The 22,957-nt window shown below is 43.5% G+C and carries 12 protein-coding genes; 3 read left to right on the top strand and 9 right to left on the bottom strand.

Annotation, left to right across the window (positions count from 1 at the left end; translation table 11 throughout):
- Window positions 1-276: 276 nt before the first annotated feature.
- The gene (locus DRB05_RS02250) at window positions 277-2,829 is read right to left on the bottom strand and encodes an Ig-like domain-containing protein (RefSeq protein ID WP_128725497.1); all 2,553 of its coding nucleotides are present in this window, start codon (window positions 2,827-2,829) and stop codon (window positions 277-279) included.
- 197 nt (window positions 2,830-3,026) lie between these two features.
- On the opposite strand from DRB05_RS02250, the gene DRB05_RS02255 reads away from it, so the two are divergent.
- Window positions 3,027-3,500, top strand: a complete 474-nt coding sequence (locus DRB05_RS02255; protein WP_128725498.1) for a VOC family protein — start codon at window positions 3,027-3,029, stop codon at window positions 3,498-3,500.
- Window positions 3,501-3,951: 451 nt separating this feature from the next.
- On the top strand, window positions 3,952-4,113 hold the full coding sequence (locus DRB05_RS22715) for a hypothetical protein (protein WP_162847777.1): 162 nt from the start codon (window positions 3,952-3,954) through the stop codon (window positions 4,111-4,113).
- 71 nt (window positions 4,114-4,184) lie between these two features.
- On the opposite strand, the gene DRB05_RS02260 is transcribed toward DRB05_RS22715, so the two are convergent.
- Window positions 4,185-5,201, bottom strand: a complete 1,017-nt coding sequence (locus tag DRB05_RS02260) for a UDP-N-acetylglucosamine 2-epimerase (RefSeq protein WP_128725499.1) — start codon at window positions 5,199-5,201, stop codon at window positions 4,185-4,187.
- Window positions 5,202-5,315: 114 nt separating this feature from the next.
- Complete coding sequence (locus tag DRB05_RS02265) at window positions 5,316-6,488, bottom strand: nitronate monooxygenase (protein WP_275669071.1); 1,173 nt, start codon at window positions 6,486-6,488, stop codon at window positions 5,316-5,318.
- Here DRB05_RS02265 and DRB05_RS02270 point away from each other — a divergent pair.
- Complete coding sequence (locus tag DRB05_RS02270) at window positions 6,454-6,633, top strand: hypothetical protein (RefSeq protein ID WP_128725501.1); 180 nt, start codon at window positions 6,454-6,456, stop codon at window positions 6,631-6,633. The two genes, DRB05_RS02265 and DRB05_RS02270, sit on opposite strands and share 35 nt — an antisense overlap.
- 11 nt (window positions 6,634-6,644) lie before the next feature.
- Here the strand turns inward: DRB05_RS02270 and DRB05_RS02275 are convergent, their stop codons facing one another.
- Genes DRB05_RS02275 through DRB05_RS02300 form a run of 6 tightly spaced genes read right to left on the bottom strand, consistent with a single transcriptional unit; the run spans window position 6,645 to window position 22,957 of the window.
- Window positions 6,645-10,709, bottom strand: a complete 4,065-nt coding sequence (locus DRB05_RS02275; RefSeq protein WP_128725502.1) for a poly-gamma-glutamate synthase PgsB — start codon at window positions 10,707-10,709, stop codon at window positions 6,645-6,647.
- The gene (locus tag DRB05_RS02280; RefSeq protein WP_128725503.1) at window positions 10,699-14,922 is read right to left on the bottom strand and encodes a hypothetical protein; all 4,224 of its coding nucleotides are present in this window, start codon (window positions 14,920-14,922) and stop codon (window positions 10,699-10,701) included. The genes DRB05_RS02275 and DRB05_RS02280 overlap by 11 nt, the downstream gene beginning before the upstream one ends.
- Window positions 14,901-15,653, bottom strand: a complete 753-nt coding sequence (locus DRB05_RS02285; RefSeq protein ID WP_128725504.1) for a hypothetical protein — start codon at window positions 15,651-15,653, stop codon at window positions 14,901-14,903. The genes DRB05_RS02280 and DRB05_RS02285 overlap by 22 nt, the downstream gene beginning before the upstream one ends.
- A complete protein-coding gene (locus DRB05_RS02290; RefSeq protein WP_128725505.1) occupies window positions 15,640-17,892 on the bottom strand; it encodes a hypothetical protein in 2,253 nt (750 codons plus the stop codon). Before DRB05_RS02290 ends, DRB05_RS02285 begins: the two co-directional genes overlap by 14 nt.
- Entirely contained in the window at window positions 17,879-20,983 is a 3,105-nt protein-coding gene (locus DRB05_RS02295) for a poly-gamma-glutamate biosynthesis protein PgsC/CapC (protein ID WP_128725506.1), read from the bottom strand. The genes DRB05_RS02290 and DRB05_RS02295 overlap by 14 nt, the downstream gene beginning before the upstream one ends.
- A complete protein-coding gene (locus DRB05_RS02300) occupies window positions 20,984-22,957 on the bottom strand; it encodes a hypothetical protein (protein ID WP_128725507.1) in 1,974 nt (657 codons plus the stop codon). It abuts the gene before it with no gap.

Consider the following 22,957-nt stretch of genomic DNA (forward strand, 5'->3'; position numbering starts at 1 on the left):
ATCAACCTTGTTTGCTTGTGTCGTTGGCTAATTGCTACATAGCCTATGTTATAGGGTTATTCAGTGTGGTTCTGGCAAAAATACAGTGATAACACGCGAATGATTGAATTGTTGCTTTAATTTGGTTGGGTGTTTTTTGTTCAGTTGATACAACTTAAATTCAGGACTAAATTATTACGAGCTAGTACCTGCCTTTATTTTTTGCATTTTATTGATTAATCAACCTGAGCTCAGAATAACGTTTGCCGTGCATACCAAACTCAGGCCAATGTAACTTTAATTTCCTTGATTCATCTGCGTTAATTTATCGCCAATGGGTTGAGAGAAGTTATAGCCATCGTACTTGTCCCAGTTAATCGACCATGTCATCACGCCACCAAAGTTCGGATAAGCCTTGCTAGGCTGGATAGTGCCACACCCTGTACCTTTGGTTAAACAATCTAAGGCATTGATGATATTGCCGATAGGCGCTTGGCCTGAATTTGCCGACTGTGGACCAGAAGGCAGGCCGATGGCTACTTGGTCATCCCTAAGTGGCGCAAAGCGGGTGCCATCAGCAAGGTCAAATCCCTCAATCAACATTTTTGCATGGGCAACCATCATGTTCACTGAGCCCTCAGGAGCACTTCCCGGTTCATATGGGTTAGGTAGGCCACCATTGTTGTATAGCTGTACGTGAAGTAAATCTAATGTATCGCGTAGCTCGTTTATAAGTGGAATATAAGCACCCCAAATACCGGAATAGGCAATCATGCCACCATGTACATAGGGATGCTCAGGGGCCATGGTAAGTACCATATTGCCACCAATATTTTGTTCAATTTGCTTTAATGCTCTAGGCAGCCGAGCTTGGATCTGAGAGCCATGCACAAGGTTCGAGCCACTCTCTAAATCAATATCGAGCCCGTCAAATCCCCATTGTTGAATAATATCGGTGAGGCTACTGACAAATGCTGCTTCATCGGAATCCGTATTGAGGGTAATTGTGCCTTCTGCACCACCTAGGCTTAACACAAAAACTTTACCTTGCGCTTGTAGTGCTTGCATGTCAGATTTGAATTTTACCGGGTCGATAGGCGGACAGTTAGAGCGAATGTCTTTTTCAAATGGTGTGAAGTGCACTGTGCCATTCGAGTTTCTATCATTTTCAGCAAAGGCAATATCGATGATGTCCCAAGCAGTAGACATCTGATCAAGTGGAATAGGGCAACCCGCTGGATTGACAAAGTTATGCCAATAGCCGATCAATTTGTGCTTTTTACCGATGGGTTTGTCGATGACTTGAACTGTCACGCCGCTACTGGATACCTGATCATTATTGTCGTTAGTGGCCGTGGCATAAAGTGTTTTTGTGCCGATTGAGGCCGGTGCATAACTATATTCGTAGGGTGGCGTTGTGTCTGTATTGAGTAACACGCCATCAGCATAAAACTGGACTTGTGTGATTTGTCCAACAAAAGAGGATGCCTGTGCAATCAATTGAGTGGAATTACCCAAGGTAATTTGGCTGCCGCTAGTGGGGGCGAGTAAATCAACGGCAATCGGTTTATCAGTTACATTCACTGTAATTGTTTGCTCGCTTTGATTACTTTCGTTATCGACGGCAATGGCTTTTAAGCTCACTGGATTGAGGGCTATTGGTGTCCAGCTGTGATTAAGCGTTCCTTGATTGGCTGTGGCGAGGAGTGTGCTGTCGGCATAGAGTGACAGCGTAGCAATGTTGCCGTCTGTATCTTGAGCACTGACAGAGATAGTGGTGGGCGCATTGACCAAAACAGTACCATTATTGGATGGGCTTTCGAACGTTACGGTTGGCGCGATTGCGCAGATCCCTAAATCGCTCCATGCATCTGTCCAATATTGGCCTGCACCTGGCTCGTATGCCCACAGCGCGTTTGAGCTACACCAACCAGCAATATCACAGCGATATTTATGATTATTATGAGCGACCAATTCACCGGCCTGATAATTTTGTCCTGCGCTGTATGCTCTTAGGCCTTGGCAGCCTCCTCCTACTTTTGTTAACACACCGATGGCAAGGTTTGCCTCACTCATCAAGCCTTGGTTGTCTATCGCTTTTACATTTAGTTGGTTTACGCCAACTTGTTCCGCTTGGAACTCAAACTGAAAAGGTGGGGTGGTTAGATCCGCGACAAGCTGGTTGTTCAGGCTAATTTCCACTCCCGCAATAGTACCGTCGCTATCTTCGGCTGTGATGCTGATCCCTACCATATCCCCTTGATAGAACTGCTGGCCGTTGGCTGGAGCTGCAATGGATACGTTCGGTGGTAAATTTTCCCCGCTCGATTTTACTGTGATCCGTGCTGATTGCGAACTTCCGGTTAGCCCTTGGGCATCAGTGGCAATTGCGCTGATATTATATTCGCCAAGTACTGCGTTCCAAGTGGTTTGAAATGGCGCGGTATTGTCCGTTGCGATGACTTGCCCATTCACTAAGAATTCGACATAAGCCAGATCACCATCGACATCATTGGCATTAGCTGAAAAAACAGCGTTGTCATTTTTGCCCAGCACAGCGCCATCATTTGGATTGGTGAGTACGACACTCGGGGCTTGACCTGAGCCCGTTGCGCAAGCTCCCAGTGACCGCCAGACATCATAAGGACCGGAGTGTCCTGCTGGATTGTCGTTTTGACTATACCACTTAGCTTCATATGCTTGGTTTTGGGACTGTGTAACATCCCCTTGTCTGTAGACTTGTTGTTCAGACCAAGGGCTTAAATTACTACAGTCGTAGGCGTTTGTTTGGCTTGCGAGGATGAGAGCACCGCTCGTCCAAGCCAATCGTAAAATAGAGGTTGGTTTCATACTGATCCCTTACATGTTGTTGTGTGTTTTATGAACAAAACCAAATCAGCATATAGGTAAATAATTCGTTAATCAACACTCGAGTTATGAGTAAATCTCATCGCTGAAACTACGTGAGCATCGCAATTTTAATTCGCATATTTCAAATAATCGGCTAGGTTTAGAGGGAATTTAACGGACTTTATAGGATCCATATAATGGCGACCTCTTCAATTCCTTGCGGTTATCATTCACTCACGCCTTACCTCATTGTGGCTGGTGCAGCAAAAGCCATCGAGTTCTACCGAGCCGCTTTTGGTGCTAGCGTAAAGCTTCAGTTACCTATGCCAGATGGAGGGGTGGCTCATGCGGAGCTGCTGATTGGTAACTCTTATGTAATGCTTTCAGATATGTGCCCTGATGCACACTTTAAAGATCCCAAAGAGCTTGGCGGCACGCCGGTTAGCTTGATGCTGTATGTTGACGATGTGGACACTGTGTTTGCGGGGGCAATTGAATTGGGGGCGCAACAAGTCACGCCCGTTTGTGATCAGTTTTATGGTGATAGGGCGGGAACGCTACGAGATCCATTCGGTCATGTCTGGACGATTGGCACGCACAAAGAAGATCTCACAGAAGCTGAATTACTCGCGCGTATGGCTGATTTTATGGATAAGCAACAAGATGCCTAGTTGAGGTGATGGTATTTTAATTTATTGTTACTTGATTCTCGCTTTTTGTGGTTTGTAGTTATCGAGATAATTTGATAAAAATCATATTTTACAATCTCTTATGTGATTTTGTTGTTGTGGGGTGATTTTAATTTTAGTTTTTTTGTTAATGTTGTTGAATTTTTTGTTTTTTCATGGCAGCTTATGGGTAGTGATGAATTTTGACCACTATGCTACTAGCTCAAGGAAATGATGATGAAGTAAAAGCAAGCAAAATCGGCACTAAAGCACTTAGATAAAAGCCTAAGCTTACCTTTACAGAAACCTTGACTAGTACGGATTATGGGCATTGCCGTTGCTAATTTTACTGTATTTTAGGTTAGTGTGGCGATACGGAGAACGCTATTCGCCAACCTTGCAACCTTGAACAATACAGCTTGTAAATTAATTAAAATAACTCAAGGATAAGAAAATGAAATTAAAATTTAAAAAAACAGCTTTAAAACAACTAGATAAACAACAAAACTTGCCTCAAGAGCAAACGCCAAACATTGCTGGTGGCGCAAACAGTCGCATTCCTTGTCGTCCACCTTTGACGGAAACTGGCAATCAATACTGGCAGTGTGACTGCTAAAGTTAGTGATAAATTAATATGAACAAGCTCACCGTTAAGTGAGCTTTTTTATTTTTTCAAGGTCACAAATTTTATTTTATCTTCATATAATTTAGTGCTTTACGTATTTTGTAACGTCTCAATAAATTAAGCGGTTTACGCTTTAATCCAGCCGCTATTACAGTCTCTGTCGCTGCGAGTATGCGCTCTGCGCTTTTACCATCGCGATAAGGGTGCACTTGCTGAATATATTGCTCAATTCGTTCACTTTGTGCGTGGGACAGATTAAGTGCTTGTTCGACCGCTTCAGATAATTTGCCGGCGTCGGTAATATTGATTAATGCATCTTGAGGTTGGTGGTTATTAAAAGTGATAACCGGCTTACCAATTAGCAGTGATTCATCTACAGCGCTAGATGTATCAGAAATCACTACATCAGCTTGTTGAATGAGTGGAATGAGATTGTCATTCCCGGCGATTTCAAAGTCGCTGATGGTTTCAAGTTCTATGTACATCTGTTGCCACTGCTGTTTCGTCTTAGGATGAAACTTAAGTTGGACTCTGTATTTTCCTGACTCTGCTAGCTGTTTGATTTGCGCATGTAATGCTTCTAGCGACGTGAGATTTGGTGAAAAAGTGGGAGCATACAGTATGACTGGCTTTTCATTCTCTTGCTTGGTGTAATCAAAGTACGGGTCGAGCTTTGGCCAACCAGTTTCAATCACCGAGAAATAGCCATGCTTTTGTGCTAGTTGCTTAAATGGCGCAGTTGTAATAGGGCCATGAGTACAATACAAATCGAAGAAACCGCGGATCCCAAAGTGACCTTTCTTTTTATATTCTAATCCGTGAAACACTTGTACTTTGGCACCTGGGAAAAAGTCAGGAACAACGTTTCCTGGTACAAACACAGCTCTGGGGTTAAACGCCTTGACGTCCTCTACGCTTAGTAACTCTACTTCGCCTGCTGCAAGTGAACTTGAATTTACATCTTTACCTTTTAAAAACCATTTCACCACGTCACCGTTAGCACGGATAGCGTTTTGGAGGGGTCTCAGAATAGCAAAGCTATATGGCTGCTCAATGTAGAAAAGATAATGTTTAGGCATTGAAAGTCACTTATAAAATCAGAATTTATGGTCAGCACTTGAGTGGCGCAACTAAGGCCAGAGCGATATTAAGCAAGATAATACCGCTTTTAGCGCGCCAATACCAAACATCCGTTAATCGGGGGTAATGCTGCCGATACGTAAATGCACCTCAGTGGCTTGAGCCATCATATTATCCATTAAGGTTTGTACTGACTCGATTTCTTGAATTAAGCCTTGAGATTGACCAATAAACTGTACGCCATGGTCTAAATCTCCGTGAATAGTGGCGGCTTCGAGCTTTTCGGTGGCGGCACCAAAGAGCGACAGCATCTTAATTTTATCGAATTGAGAAAGCAGTCCTAGTAGTAGCTTCCATAAAGGCATGTCGACCATTTTAGCGGCCTTGAATGATTTTATGGTGGCCATGAAAAAGTTCATTGGGCGGCGCGTTGCCTTTTCAGCCATAGGAGCTTTCATTACTCGAGCATAAAGACCATCGAAGTTTTTGGAATAAATCGTCTGTTCAACGTCTTTTTCTACTACGGTATCTTTGACATGTTGATGCAAAGGACTTTCTTTGGATGTTGCAAAGCGAGAACCCATCGCAACCCCCTCTGCGCCAAGTGCTAGCGCGGCGATAAGCCCTCTACCATCGGCAAATCCCCCTGCGGCAATCACAGGTATATCAACAATATCGACAATGCTCGGCACCAAACACAGTGAAGTCACTTCACCGCCATGGGCTGCAGCCTCATGTCCAGTAACCAATAGTGCATCGACACCAGATTTTTGTGCTGCTAAGGCATGCTTTTGCGTCACCACAGTCGCAATAACTTTCCCGCCGTAGGCTTTAGCCGCTTCTACCAGCCAGTCGCCTTTTCCTAAAGAAAAATTAATAACAGGCACTCGCTCTTCTAATGCGACTTTGGCATTTTCTTTGGCGCCAGGCATCATTAAGGTCACACCAATGCCAAAAGGTTTATCGGTGAGTTCACGAATTTTTCGTATTGCCTCACGTGTTTCGTTCTTACTGAGCGGACCTGTGGCTAAAATGCCTAAGCCACCTGCATTACTTACTGCTGCAACAAGCTCAGGTACAGAAATCCAGCTCATGCCGGGGAGTATAATGGGTTTTTCGATGCCAAATAATTCGGTGATAGCAGTTTTCATCATTGTTATTCTACTGGTCAGATGTGTGTATGAGCATAGCTGGAATTTTGCTTGAAGTGAACACTGGTTGTAAGATACCTGTTTAGAAAGAGGAGCTAAGATGAACGTAGTTATATTATTAGTGAGTTTAGTCATTGCATTGGTTGTCTTGATACCTTTATTGGAAAAGTATCAGCAGCGTTTAGGGCTAGATAAAATGCAAAAGTATGCCAAATATGTACTGCCGTTATTAATGGTAACGCTGATCATTAAACTCATCTACGTTTTGATGGTTGGGTAACGAGCGCCTAGCTATTTTTTGCGGCGCTTACCACTTTGTAATTTCAGCCATCCTGGTTTTTGCGAGCGATTTAATTCACTTAAAATGAGCGTTGCCTTTTCTATTGTGATCCTAAAATCGGCGATATCTTTGTATACCTGAACTGCTATTTTCTTTCTTTTTACCGCCGCGCCGGCATCTAAAAATGACTCGACCAATTTATTCAAAAAGCGTGTTAGCGGCGAGCGAGCTCGGGTATTATCTTTGCTTTCTAACCTTTGCTTCTGTTGCTCAAGCTTGCGCTTTATTTGCGTTAATTCAGCTTGACTGAATTCGCTTTGGGCATTGGGCAAAGTTGCAAACAATTCGAGCTTGTCAGCCAAGTATTGACACTCAATCGCACTGAGTTCCTCTTGCTGCAAGATTCTACTTAGGCCATTTCTAAACTCAGTTTGTGTCACGCTGCGGCGGCTCAAACGCTCGCAATGCTGATTAAATAATTGCCACTTTTGCCACATGTATACATAGCCGAGTCCCGCGCCTTTGATATTTTGCATCCCGACGATGATTTGATGTTCATTTGGCAGCGCTTGTTTAGCGATGATTTGATTTAACGGATCGGGCTTGATATCACTGTCATGCACTAACGTGCATTTGAGTGTAGCAAGCTGCTCTGCGAGGGCCGCTGTTTGTGAAAGCTTAGTGTTCAGATCTTCAACTTCCAAAATCGAATGGGCAATTGTCCACGCTTCAAAACGTTTTAGAATTAGCTGATGTGTTTCATCTTCACTGTTAAGTTGTGATTGTAGTGAGTCGATACTTGAAAACGCAGATTCAGGCAGCGTGTCTGTAGGGATATTTAACGATGCAATCAGCGTCTCTTTCGATAGTAAAAGCCTAAAACGGCCAAGTAAGTCGCGCAGTGAGTCGTGGTCATTGTTGCTAAAAATACCGTGTAAGAGGTTTTCCAGTGCAGTGAGAAAGTACTTAAAAAAGCCATCAATATTGGTACCAATAACGACAACTACATCAAAATGCAGATCGTTGGCCAGAATGTTCGCAAATACTTGTGAACGCGCAACACGATCGTTACGGTTGTTGATCAGTGCAACAATTTGCCCCTGCTTTCCCTGTTCAACGATGTTTAGACGTTTCCAGTTTTCAATCGTTGCCAAGCGTTCATTGGCAGACATGCTATTGATAAAACTTTGGCTAATTGTACCAATCTTTGCGGTTGCAAACTGTTGTAGCACCCCAACATCTGGAATAACTCTAGATGCCGTCTCTTTATAGACATAGTCCTTATTAATGCCAATGTATTGTGCCATCTTGCAGACCAAAGCGATATTATCTGGGTGCTCGGCATAGGGATATTTCGCGAGGATGTCAGGTGTGATCTGATATCCATCTCCCCAATGAATTTGAATAAGTGAGGTGCTTTTTTGCTCCGCGGCCAAGTTGAGCACAGAGGCCATATTCTGCTCGGCGGTGAACACTTGGGTGTTGTAGCCTAAAAAAGCAGACATCTCTTTTGCCACATCTAAACCTGTTGGGCCCAAAATATCTTCATGGTCTGGGTAGGCATTGGTAATGGTGGCAAAATTATCTTTCATCCAGCGAACTAGAATTTTTACATATCTAGGAGTCAGGCCCATACATTCCCACAGGAAAACGTCCGCTTTTACTTGTTTTGCAAAATGTAAAACATCAGCTTGCTCCCAAATACTCGCTTTATCGAAGGGCCTAAAAAGTGGGATCTCATACTGTTCGCCAGAAATCTTTGAATAGATAAGCATCGCCTCACAGCCGGTGGTTTTACTCACAACTCTCAGGGCTAAACTGCTAAATAACGCTGATTTTAGACGCTCGGTTCCTGACTTTCCTCGGGTTCCCCAGCCGCCAATGGAGACCGGAATGTGTTTGCGGTTTTGCTTTATTCTTTTACTGATATAAATATGGCGAGTCCAAAAGTAACTGATAAATGCAAGCACAAAGAAAACCAGCTGCGAAATACTATTTTGATAAATAGCATCAACATATTCTTTAAAACTGCTCCAAATGGTGAGCAGCGCTGAAGTAGCGCCTGAGCGCGTATAAAGTCGCTGAATGTCTGTCGCGACAGGGAATGGTGCTTTTGCGATGTCACCATAGGCACTAAAGTGCAACGAAAACCCAAGGGTGTTAAGTGTGTCTAAATACTTACCTTGCTCTAATTCGTTGCCTTTTCGTAGATGGTCAAGATCAGCAAACTGCCACGTTATAGTCCAGTAGGCTTTTAAGCGTCGCCATAAAGTTGGTGGCGGAATGACCGTTAAAATACCATCTGGCGTATAGGTTTTGGCATCTTCTTTACTATGGTCATTGGTAAGCACGCTTAGCAGAAAGTCGAGCAATGGCAAATGTGGTCTGCTGGTTTGCTCCGCGAGGTTAAAGAGTAACTCCCCAGGCACTGTTGTTTCGCTAATTTCTGCGGTAGTGCAGCTGGGGGCATGGATCAACACGCTGGGCTTTTTCGCTTTAGTGTGAGAATAGCTTTGACGCTTATCGGTACTTGGGTGTCTTATTTCGTGTAATACTCGCCATAACCTTCTTGCTTGACGGTAACCCTGTTGAATGCGCCAGCCTGTTTTCATTTTTGAGGCATTGAGGCTTTGACCACGCTGCGCAATATAAGAAAGTGAGCGGCCTAATTCATCTCGAGACCAATTTGCAAGTGCTTCACTTTGCTCTTTGGCTTCAAGAGATGCATTGAGTTGCGCTATGATGGCTTGATGATAGAAGCTACTTAACTGTTCTCTGGCTCTGGTTATATAACGGCAAACCGCGATGTTTGTTTCTCTCGACAAACAGTCATTTAAGGTATCAATAAAACGCCTAAAACAGAGATCAGTTTGATCTGACTCTAGCTGCATATTCAGCATAATACGCGCGCTTTGCTCAAGAGCCAAGCGCTTAAGTTGCATACTAAAATCACTCCTTAATACGCGTTGCCACAATAAAAATGCGAAGTCCTGTTGACAAAATCGGTCTGCGGATAGCTGTTTTATCAGAGTGAAGCGAACGGCATTTTCACTCTCTTGTTCAAACCGCTTGGTTATTAAATCTTGTGCAAATGCCGTAGGGTAAAACTCGACAAGCTCTAAAGTGACTTGTCGCACTCTTGGCAATGTGTGCTCACTCAGCGCACGAAGCATATTGAAATCTTTTTCAGTGAGCTTTGATTGGCTGACAATAATTTTTGGGAAAACACTTAAAATATAAAGTATTTCCGCGTCTACTTGCTGGCTATCGTTGTTGTTCGCTTCCTCTAGTAAAGCCCACATATAGGCGCGAATAAAGGTGGGGCGCTGATGTATTAAAATCTCTAAAATGTCGACGGTTGCCTGATAGGGCATGTTGTCAGACTCAAGCAGCTCAATAAGCTTGGCGATAAGCTCTGCGTTTAATTCTGGGTCGGCCTCATAACTATTTAACGTTGCGACCATATTAACTAGTGCACGGATCAAGCCATGACGAATGTGTTGATTCTGACTATGACCGAGTAAGCTCAAGCAAAATGGCTGCAAATCTAAGCGTTGCCAGGCATTTTCTAGCGTATCGTGGTGGGCACGTAGATAACGATTAGTTAGCGCGCCAAGTTTAGCTATTAAAAACTTAATCTGTTGCTCTAGCGAGGCAACTTGGTGCTGATATCGAGCAACCACAGCACCTTCGTCAAACCATCGTGAAAAAGCTTTTTTATCTTGCTCTAACACCGTTTTAGTTGCGCCAAGCTCCTGAGCATAGGCGATAATATGTAGTTCTTTTTCGCTGGCAAATTCAGACTTTGCAATACGTTGAACAAATCCGGTGTGAGCAACCTCTAGCTGCAAAATTTGCTCATTTAGGGTTTCAATCTTATGCCTTAAAAAAGCGATAGATTGAAGCATAAGCCAATCGGTTTCATCCTCATTTTCAGGTCGGTTGTAGAGTAGCTCCCATGCACATAGTTCGTCGATCAGCGCACTATACTTATGCTGATATAGGTTTAACCAAAACCTTTCAGTTTCGGCAAAAAATAGGGCTTCTAATTGACTCTTTAAGGCTTTAGCGCTCATGTAAATCTTGCTCTAATAAATGACTTAGCTGTAACGACTCGAAAATGATTTCGTCATGCGCATAGGGGGCAAAAGCAGTTTGCTGTAAATTACCTAAACGTACTTGGAGTCCGATTTGATGTGTATTGTTAAACCAGTCTTGAGTCCAAGTTACGCTCAACCAACCAGCGGTGTCATGACTAAAGTCAAAACCCGTTTGCCAACCTAATTGAGTTAAGTATTGCCATGTTGGGTTGGGGCGGTTCTGATCAGCAAATACATAGCTTGATGTTAATCCTGCGCTGAAAATATGGCCTTGATAAAATTGACTCCAATCAAATGAAAACAGTGCATTATCGAGCGTTTGCCAATCCTGATTAGACGTCAGAGTAACGCTTGAGCTGAAGTAGCTATCAACCCAAGGTTGATAGCGCAGCCCAGCATGCGCTTGCCAGCCATGTTTATGGTTATTACGGTAAAAGGTGTACATATCAGGACCAATTTGCTCGTCTGCAATAAACTCTTCCTTACTGATACTGGTGTAAGTGTAAAAAGGCTGCCACCACCAAATGCTTCTAAAACCAGTATTATAGCGGTGAATTTGGCCAAGCTTTGCCGAAATACTTGAGCTTAAATGGGTTTCACTGATGGCCGTTGCATCTTGCCAGCGATTACGTATTCTCGCTTCTGCAAACCAACTCGACTGTTGTGAAAGCCAATCATATTGTCCGTTAATGGAGAAGGTGTCTTGATGATGATTGTCCATCGTGTAGAAAGTATCGATACGATACCAGTTATTCTCATCTTTCATTCTTAATGACAAGCCTAAATCGAGTGTGGTTCTGCTAGGACTAGGCTCTGTTGTTTGTACAATGTCATCGCTATCAATATTCAAAAAGCCTTCGACGCCAGTGCGACTTTCATCGGTTTCAATACGAGCGTGCTGAAATACTGGCTCAGCACTTGTTGGAGCCAACGGTTGTTTGGCTTTTAAAAGCAGTGGTACTTCAGGCACTAGGTTAACGCGATGCAACGTTGGGCTTAACGTCCAGATAGACATGCGTGCTAACGTTTGCTGTTGTTGAGCGGTAAGTGAAACTTGTCCCGCTGGGTGAAAATAGGTGGCCTCACTTCTATTACCGTCTGCAAGAGTTTCAATTTTAATCAGGCTATCTCGAGTTAATTTTGCCGTGATAGGAGTGCTTTTGTCAGAGCGATAAAAAATTTGTCTAGTATCCAATGGAATATCATGCCATTGACCTTGATCGAAGTATTGCGGGCGTACGCTCACACTTTGTCCAGATAGAGGGTTGAGCCAGCGCAATTGCAGTAACCCTTGGCGTGTTTCGATTTGTTTAATGCCGTAATAGAGCGGTTGTGTAGGTTGCAATGAGATGACATCACCTTGATTTGGCCCTACTAGCTCTACATTAGCAGGCGGTGCTACAACGTGCTTAGCGGAAGAGTAAGCAAACTTTAGTCGTACTTGGACGTGTTGGTACTCAGAAAAATCAATAGTCAGTATTTCATTTGCTCTGAGCGACAGACCAGACAGCTGATTTTCTGTGAGGTGTGCAGTTATCTGATCACCAAAGCTTCGTGCTGTAAGCGTATCGACCTCGACCTTTTGTGTACCCACATAGCTTGTATATTGCTCGGCGGCTTGCCATTGACCATAGCGCATTAGGCGAGCATATAAATCGGTTAAGATGGCATCACCCGATAGGCTTGGGTGAAGACGTTGAAGGACTCTATTGTAGTCTTCATTTGTTAGTGCTTGTTGACTCAGTTGATATAAAGTATTTACGGCAATTTCTCTAGCGCTGAGCTCATTAGCTAGAAGTAAATCAGCGCTACTAACCAGGTGTGCAGACCGCTCTGCATTTGCGAGAATGTTCGAAGCTTCTGGTTGCACCTTGATATCCACAAACAAATCGTTTTCGCTGAAAAGGGTGAGGCTTTCATTCGCTGCTAACTGGATATATTGCTGTGATGCAATAGATAACCGAGTGGCTTGTGGCTGCAATTGTAAGTTTGCGGCGATATCGCTAAATATAGGTAATAGCTTAGTTTCGCCGTTGTGTTCGTACAGCAGCCATTGAGTATTTTTATATTGTTGCCCTTGGTAAGCCGCTCGTGCGCTCAGTTTTACTGTCAATGGCTTTTTTGCGACAAGTTTGATGGGGTTACCAGGGCTTAGTGAGTGTAGCTCGGTTTGATCATCCATCGACTCCACGGTCTGTACACCATAGTGATCAAGGCTGTATTGAGGCTGGGTAAATTCATTTGCTTGAATCATAGCCACTTGCTCGGCTTGTTCAGGTGTTAGCATCATTTGCTGACTTGTCCAAAGCGCCTCTTGCACAATTCCTGAGTCAAGCAGGTATGTCAACAGAATGTCATCGCATTGATATTGTGTAATATCCGCTCCGTAGGCGGCGCACAAAAGGCTAGCTTGAACATATTCACTCAGTACTAAGTATCTCGAGAGCAGCTCATTGGCAGCGTATTCTCTTAAAGATTGAGCGCTACTTTTAAGTAGTGATTTTAGTAGTACCTCGGCGTTTCCACTGCGCTCTAGTTGCGTCAAAATAGCAATATTAAGTTGCCAAGCCATTAGCATAACTTGCTCGCTATGGCCGTTCAAATGAGGCTTCAGTTTTGCAAGTGCAATGAGTGGCTTAGTCTTTGCTACGATTTGCAATTCTGCAAGTACTTTGATGGCAATAAACTGGCTATGGCTGTCTGTCTTGACACTTAACTCTGGTGCGCTCAGCCCGCTGAGAGATAAATTATAAGTATCTGCTCTATTTTGTTTGCTTCTTGTCAGCAGTTCTTGGATAAGTGACCCTTTGGATAATGCTTCCTGCGTCATAGGTAAGAAGTCGGGAAATGGTTGTAAGCGATTCACTGCTGCAGCGATATCAAGCGCTTGCTTAGCACCTTTTATCGTTATATTTGTCGATGCTGGGTTTACCTTTAGGGTAAGCCTTTGAAAGTGACCGCTAGGTGTAACCAGCAGCGAGTGTTGATCATGCTCGCTGGTGATGGTTAAGCGCTCTTTCGTTCTTGCTCGAATATATAGAGTAATCTCGTTATCAATCCTTGATATGTTCTCAAGGTTATAATTAAGTGGCTGAGATGACGTTATGTAATTCACTCGCTGGGCGCTTGAGGTGAGCAGTACATGACCTGAGACTGTGCGACTGCCAAGTGTCACTCCGCTTAGGGCAACATGATGAGTGAGCGATTGAGAAGAGCTTGGCGTTAAAAAATAAACCGTAGAGGCAATATCATTAAGCATTTGCTTACGCTTAAAAGCTATTGCTGTGTCTTCAACGTTAAAAGCGAGTGATGAAGTATCACCATCTATGTAGAGGGTGCTGAGCTGTTCGTTTAGCTGTTTGCTCCAGTATGGGTTAAACAACCGCTCTTGCTGCTTTATTCCTGCATTGTCATCGTATATACCACGATGCATTTGTAGTAAGTTGACATAGGTAGGCACGGTAGCTGTGATGGTGAGGTAGCTACCTTTTGGGACGGCAATGTAATCTTGATTAGACAAGCCTACTTTAGGCTCAAGGTACTCGTCCGCTTGGATATCTGATATCGCAATGGTGCTGATAACCTCACCATTGATTTTAATCGTGACGGTGCCATTTTGCGCAATCGCATGCAGATCTTTTCGAACCTCTAGTTTGAGCTTTTTGGCGTGTTCAAAGAACACGCTTGTCACTTGAGTAGGCTGTAGACGGAACCAGCGCTCTGTATCTTGCGCTAATTGTAGTGTTTGGTCGTCAAGCCCCGGCAGTCTAAGGGCTCTTCGATAAGGATCTCTGTGGCTGTGCATGCTGCCCTGCCAAAGTGCGAGAGTTTGATCACTATCACCTTGGTATGCAACCTGAATTAATCGATTTTGTTCCGTTGCGCTCAATTGGCAGCGGGATTGAGCACATAACCAGTCGGACGTTGGAATAGCACGCTGTAGCTCTGGCGTTTCACCTGCAAAAAACTCAAATGTCTCAAGGGAATTTGGTGTTGTGACTAACCAAGCACGGCTTGGCAAAAACAACCACGCTTTTTGCTGCGGTGCGAAATACTTGTTGGCACTAGCTTGAGTAAGTTGCATACGTGGCAAATCAACCCATTGGGCAGCCGTTTGTGTCCCTACCTCATTGGCTCGGGATATCGTTGCAAACAGCAATAGTGTCATTATAAAAGTGATTGCACGCATTGAGTAAACTGCTCTAGTTGTTGATTGTTATTAATTAATTGCTTTCTTATTTGATAGCTTAGTTCAATATGGATAAAACTATATTCTGGGAGCGTAAGTTGATGTAGGACATTTTTCGTCCCGCCTAATTCTCGCACCTCTTGCGGATAAATCAGCGTCCGATAACCTTGTTTAACAAGACAAGATTTCAACTTCCATAGTGTGTCATTATTACTTTTGCCTTGGCTTAATATTATCTCACTTAGTTTACCTGCGTCGGACTTTCGCTTTTTCTGACTAAACCCATGTATTTGGAACACTTTTGCTTTTGGATGTAAAGATGTAAAACCTACAACCGCTGAAGCGTGAATATTGTGTGTTTGCTTGGCGTAATCATAGGTTTTTGCTGTGTCATTGCTCTTGTATCTGTGCTTTGTGTTGCTCACGAGTACTTGGCAACTGTGTTGGAAAATATGCTCACCAATGGTCAGTGTATGCTTATCATGAAAACGATGTGGAACAGATACCACGCAAGGTCGATGCTTTGGCGCATAAATGACTTCGCCATGCGCATCACTTTGAGGCTTTGGCGTCAATGTAAATTGCTCTGCTTGATGCGTTAATTGCCAGCCGTCGAGCGTCACAGGTTGGTTAAACCAGTGCGCCATTGTGCTGCTGCTGGGAACCGCAGCATTAACATTTAATGGCAGGCTGAATGTAATGTAAAGCGCGTAGCTACTAAGGCGTCTCATTTTGCCACCAGTTTAATGTTGCATCAGGCTGTTCATGTTCCTCCAGTACACTTATCCAAACATCATGTGAAAAGCGAAGCGTTATGGTGTTAGGCAATGTTAAGTCTTGAAACAGTGGCAAAGTAATACTTGGGTACTCGTACAGCTCAGTGTGACTAGGGTTAAAAAACATCCTCATTTGTGCTGTGTTTGGATGTAGGACAAAGTGTTTAGCTAAAATGGTGTACTCATCGCTTGGGGTGAGTACCTTAGTGCTATCCAGAGTGGTTGCAACGGTGATTTCATCTTGAGGGTCGGCACTAAATACTTTGACGACCAAAGCGTTAGGTTGCAGGTTATTATCACTAACAGCAACAGTGAGTGGTGTCGCTTTAGCCACTTTGTACAGGCGGATCTTCCTCACGGTTCTGGGTAACCCTTGATTGATAAAAAGTGCTTGGGTGTTAGCTAACGCCTCTACTTGCAAGCTGTTCAGGGGAACTTCAAATAGCATTGGTTTACGCTTTTGCTTCACAATCACACTGCTTGGGTAGTTTGTTGCTTCACCGAGCTTAAAGAGTTCAGATTTAGCTATCTGACGATACTCAAATTCCATTTTCGGTACTGAATTGTCAAAGTAAACTTGCTCAATGGGTACCAGTGCGATATCTGAGACAGGTAAAAGTTGATTCAAGTCTTTGGAGCGATATTGAGGTAGAAACTCAGGTACTTCGGGTGGCGCTTCAAATAGACGCACGGACACTATCTGTTTTTGTGTATGGAAAAGGTAGTGGTTGTCGGCCTTTTGACTAAACCATGCATCGATACCTTGATAGGTTGGGTTTTCAGGGTTGCATATAGATTCGCAGCGGTGGCTCAGGTAATTAAATGTTGGGCTGCGGGCTTGCAATTTCACCATCGCGTCTTCGGCTTCAATTTTTATTTGGTTAACGCTATTTGGAATTGCCAAGTAGCGCTTTTGGGCTGTTGGTAAGGTTTGACGCTCCGTGGTTTCAGTTATCAGTCTATCGTACAGAGCTTGTTCTGCTGTTGCGGTAAAAGCATAGTGCTTGATTAGTTTATTATTGCTATAGAGACCTACCGAAATAGTGCTGCCAATGGGCGCGCGCCATTCTAGAGCGATATCGCTTTCAGGTGACACTTGATAGTAAACCGGCGTTTGTGCGTTTAACATGTAATAATAGCTATGCAGCGGGACTATTGGATCAACACCATTGCCAAATACTCGAATGCTGGTTGGAGAATTTGAGCTAATGGTTACAAGGCCGGCTGGTAAGTTGCTCAGTTTTGATTGCGTATTGGATAGCATCTCAGGCGTTAGTTGCTTTGGCGCGTCGAGTTGGCGTAAATCGTGCCAAACAAAAATAAGATCTGCATTTTCGGGGTGGCTTAGTGAATATTCCGTGTGTTCATAGACACGAAAACTGGCGCTAAGCTGCTCAGAAATAAACAAACTGTCTAAATCTAGCTGGGTCGAGAAATCATGGTTAAGCACATTGTAGGGGAGTGACTCGTATAACAAGTCAGCACGAAAGTCGATGTTTGGCACGCCCTGTGGTGCTAGTTTTTGCCAATCCAGCATGACCGAATTGTATTTTTCTTCGTTGGTTAAGGCGTTTTCACCTATAGTGTGATAATTCGTCATGCGTTCGCGCCACTCTGTTGGCCTTTTAAGCCACCCTTTGGCGGGGTCGGTAATACTGTTACTGGTTTGGGCATGGACACGTACCACAACGCCTTTAAGCTGAGCATTTTCTGGTATCAACTTTAAAGTGATAGTTGTAGCCTGTTGTAATTCTTCACGATTTAAATAGAAGGATTGCCCCGACGCCACGGCCAACGCTTCACGGTTTTCAATAATCTGTTTTACCTGTTGCTGAAAGTCGTTTGAGGCAGCTTTAGCCGCATGGTGATAAGTACCTTTATAAATAACCGTTCCCTTTGTATCAAGCAATTGATATTCAATAGCGTAGTTAACAGGCTGATCATCCAACGGCTGAGATTCGAATATCCCATTGGACAACACCCGAACAGACATAGTCCGAGAGGGAGAAAATGAAAATTTCAGTATACCGTCGGTTTTTAGCCAATGAACATTGGAGCGAATATTAAATAGAGTCGAAGTATTTGAGGGTTCCGCCGATTTTACCCACACAAAGAAAGTAACGGCAACCCAAACGAAAAGTAGTAGAAAAACCGCAACAATAGTAAATCGTAATATCTGCTTAATCCAAAACATAACGCCCCTCATGAACCGCTTTCGCATAAGTGGCTAAATCAATAACGCGATTTCTTCTTGGTAAGTATAACGCTAGCAGTCTGTTGTCACGCGTAAACATTAATCCCAGTTCACCATTTCTCTGTGTGCTGAAAACGCTTATGTCACATTTTCTTTCGAATTGGCAGAGTGCATGGAGCACCGGTAAATGTTGGGTGGTGGCATAACGCCTTGTGGCCACGTTAAGTGCGTCAATAAATTGCGGAGTGGCCTCGTGCCAATCATTTGGAGAAAGGGTAAGTAAGTCGATTACTTTGAGCTTAGGTGTGTGTGCAATAGCCAAAAGGCGCTGCAATAAGGCATCATTGGCAATAGCAAAGTGCGATTTAAAATCTGATGCCAACCACAGTGCCGCTAACTCACTTTTTGGCGCGAACAGCTGATATCCAGACTGTGGGGTGGTCCCGAGCTCTAAGCCTCTTGTCGCTTCTTGTCCTAATACGGTTTGAGTATTAACACCCAGATCTGCCAGCACCCTTTGTAGTTTAGCAATAGTGTCATTATGAATAGGGTTAGGCGTAGTGAATTGGTAAGCAAGCGCTGAAGGTCTGACACTTGCGGGCGCGCTATGACTGCGGATCTGTAAATTAAGTAAAGGGTTATCATAAAAGTAGCGCTGTGCACTTTGATACACCACATTAAACAATGAGCGCACGTTATCGGCTGCCATTACGTTTGCGTCGATGCTGGTGTATGGATGAGCACCAGCGATTGCCAGCAACTTTGCATGGGTTGCCGTAAACAGTTGGCCTGAAAATTCCAAAGTGTTGCTCTCAAAAAGCGGTCTTGGTACGGCTATTGTGAGAGATGGCTTAGCCAACAAGGCAATAAAATAAATCCCTTGACCCAAATCATAGGCAGACTTGGTATCTAAAGGAGAAATCGCAACGAATTGCCCTTGGTTATTTTCAACTAAAGTTAATTGATACTGTAATAGGTTTGCTACGCGATTTATTTGACTCAGCCTTACCTTAAGCGTTTCTGGCGCGGTGACTATCTCAAGGTTTTGAGTGATGGAAAATAGCGGCCTTAATACCTCATACTCCCACAATGCAGCACTGGAATCACTCAGTGCACTAAATGCGCCGCTGCCTTTGGCACTAATGTGACTTGAAAAAGCTTCAATCAGAGCCAGTATGCTCTCATCGCTTGTGCTTATCTTACCTATGTCTTTATTGATACGTTGTAGGCCATATGCGCTGAGTAATGAGGAATAGCTATCCGAGCTTAAGTACGCCTCTATCATCTGGCCATGGAACTGGATGTAAGGTAAATGTGCATTTTCTGCGAGACCAAAGTGTGCATCGCTGATGTTGAGCAAGGTAGCAAGTTCAGATTGTTGCACTGAGTTGGGCACACTGTTAAATATCCACATTTGCGCTTTTTCTTTCAAACTGTGTTGGTGCAACACCTGACTTACTTGACGATTAACTTCTCTGAGCTGGACGACCTCTGGGATATCCATTGCCATGAAAAAGTCACGATAGAACTCACTTTGTTTGCCATTCTTATCGCCACTTTGGTTAGGCCGTGCATTACCAAATGCGATAGCTTGACTTTGCCAGTAGGAAAACAAAATGCCACCAGCCTCACTGGCAAGTCGTTCAGCGGTGGGATAAGGCACACTGATTATATGTGCTTTTTGCGTTGCTAAGTTAATAATAAACAAGCCTCGTTTACTATCTTGTTGATTATCTTTAATCACTAAAAACTGTGTCGAGCGCTGTAAAGAAAAACCAGCTTGACGCAGTAAAGTGGCAGCCTCAGCATAGTTTGAATCAATGTCTTGTTTAATCAGTCTGATAGCTTGTTTAAAGTAACTGCGTTGCTGTTCGGTTACATATTGGCTGACATTCACGTTGGTTGTACTTTGAGTATATAATTGGCTTTTGTAGTCACTTATCACTTGGCTGAGTGTTAAATCACTGGTTGTTTCGTCTATCGCTATTGTATTACTTTTCTCGAATAGGCTCGGAATAACCATAATCGCAAAGCCGATACAAATGGCGATAAAGCCACCGACAATTGAAGTTTGAAAGGTTGCTCGGATCACAAGGCCAAGCGCATTTTTTTGATAAATTTTAAGGGCTAGTAAGGTCGATAGCATGTAGCCAAAAGCAAAGGTATCAGTCACTTTTAAGGCAGGGAAGTAACCGACGACGACGTAGTTCAAAATAAGCTTGTAGACAAAGCCAATGTTAAAAAACAGCAACATGAGGCGCGCGCCTTCGATATTGGCGTGTTTTAAACGAGTAAAGTTTAAAACTAAATATCCAAAGACTAAAATAATCGCGGTTTCTACGAATGAGGTGAGCAGCTTTGTGGGCTGCATCAGTTGCAGTGCCAGCAGCGCTGGCAGCATAATACCATTAAATTCCCAGCCGTATTTTAAATTAGCTCTTGATGCAATAAAAGCGGTGATCACTAAGATAATGTAAGCTTTAGGGGCTGCAATGATGGAGGCTGCAACCGCTTCATACATGACGGCAAGATTAGCAATGCTAAAATTGGTGAATGTCATCAACCCGAAACGAATGATGACATAGGTCACAATTAACTGAATGGCAGTGACTTTTACGCCGTATTTAAAGCCGCCATTCCACATTACATTGGCTGTCAAAGCGATGATAATAAGCCCGAGACTATAAAGCTGTGCTGCGTAATCAAACGTGATGTCCCATTGTGTGAGGTGCGCAGCGACTACTGGCCAAAACAACACATCCATGGTAACTCGAACAATAATACTTAACAAAACGATGGCAAAAAAGCGGTCACGACCGAACATTTCAGCATAACCCAGTCGCTCAACAAGTGTTTTGGCAAAGAACCGCATCAAGCCGTAAACGACAATAGCCTCAACAATGATCACCCAGGCGGATGTTGGACTTACAATGAACAATGGAACTAGATAACCTGGGACCACCAAACCGGTTAGCGGGAAGCCAAACCTAAGATTGAAGAATGCAACAACCGCGATGCCTATCCAAACACAAGTAATAACGGACTGCCCAAGTCCGCCTGCGCTCGGAAATAGCATCAATGTCCAGTCCATCTATTTGACATCCCACTCTTCAGGCAAAATCTGCTCATTAACTGCAAGCTGCTCTGACAAGTGTGTTAAAAAGGCTTCTTTATCATCTAGTTGAGATAATTGCTCTCCAAGGTCGATGAACTCAAACAACACCCCGCTGGTTTCAAAAGGTGTGCTGGTATTAAGGCTCGTTGATTGTTTAAGTAAGGCGCGAATGCTTAGTAAATAAGTGCGATTGTCCAAATAGACGGGCAACACGATTTTACCACGTTTGAGTGTTAAATAGCGTAGCTTTCCTTTGGCTTGTTCACTATCCATCTCGGTACAGCGGCAAAGCAAGTCTAAAGCAGACATGTCAAAAATAGACAGACTATGCTCCCTAGCAAAGCGCTCAAGCGATTCATTTACCTGCACAATTTGGCCAAACAAGTTATATAAGATGCTGGCACTATGGAGCTGATTAAAAACATGCTCCAGTGAGGTGAGTTTTTGATCCATTTCATTAATTGCATTTTTGACTTTATGGCTTAATGGCTCTTTCAGAGAAAAGGTTAGTGCTCGAGTTAGTGTGCTCTTGAGGTTTTTCTGCTCAGCAGAAAACACTTTATAGTGAAATAACAACTCACCAATTTGGTGCGCAAAGAGATTCACATTTTTGATAAACGCTTGCTCGTCAAAGTTATCTTGTGGAGTGACAGTTAGCGCCCAAAAGCCTCGAACATCTCCCGCATACATTAAAGGCGCGATATACTGCTGCTCATCTTCCGCTAGATGTTGGAAGAAAGGGCGGGTAATTTTGATGGCGCCAAACGCTTTGATTGCATCTGAATAAGGTACTCGCTCGTAGTCTCGTCGCATCTCTAAGATATCACTGAGCTGACAGTGTATTGCACGTATTTCAGTTACTCTGTGGTCACCCTCTAAGCGGGTGAGAAAGATACTTCTTTTCAAGTTGAGCTGTTGATTAACCAGTTGGATTATCGCATCCCAAGGCTCGTTTTGCTCTAGGAAGTGACGCGGAAGATATCGACCTAACATACGTTGCTGGATTAGTGCTATCAGTGATTTTAGATTTTCTTCTTCTGACCATTTCAATGAGATAAATACCCAAAGTAGCGTCAGCCATATCAAAGACAACAACTCCCCAAGCGGCAATAACACTGAATACCAATGATGCGCAGCGAGGCCACAAACTACAAGTAAAATACTGGCCAAGGAAGCGATGACCAAGTTTGTCTTAGTTGCATTCCTTTGGTACCACACCAAGAACAATATTGATGCAAGTAACATAAGTGCAGTTATCATCGCTTTATGCAAAGGTTGGATAAAGCTGTCTGATGCAAAGCTGTTGGCGATAAATGCTTGTAGGTAAACTGGCGGAAGTTCTTGCGCACCGAAATAAGCGCCGCTATCCAAGGATGAAAATTTTGAATGCTGGGCAACTAAGATCACTTTTTCACTGAGTTGTGCTGTGAATAGATCCTCATCCAGTACTCTCTGTGCACTGAATTTTGGTAATGAATAATAAGGTAGTGAATAGTCTATTATTTTGTTGAGGTATTCACCATGCTGAGGAAAGATCTTATCCCATAGTATTTCACACGAGCTCGCCGGTGGTGTGAGACTGATTGCGCTGCCATACCAGTTTTCTGTGTCCAACAGACAGACTGATGACGTATTAAAAGGATAATATACAGGAACACGGCTTTGTTGCGGTGAAAGCGCTGTATTAGAAAAGAACACAACGGCTTTTGGCTTATAGCTAGAAAGTGCTTTTACCAATTGTTGATGTTGCTGTTGTAAGTTCTCTGCTTCAACCACAACGACCTCAGTTGCTTGAGTGGCATTGAGCTTAGAAAACCATTGCAAGCCAATTAGGTTAACCTGCTTATACAAACCAGATACTGAAACGAGCAATAAAATAGCGAATAAGCTCATAAATAGCCAAAACTCACGTTGGCGCTTTATAAAGTTTAATTGACTAAAAACCGACAT

Origin of the sequence: Pseudoalteromonas sp. A757 (assembly GCF_004103285.1) — a bacterium.
GTDB lineage: Bacteria > Pseudomonadota > Gammaproteobacteria > Enterobacterales > Alteromonadaceae > Pseudoalteromonas > Pseudoalteromonas galatheae.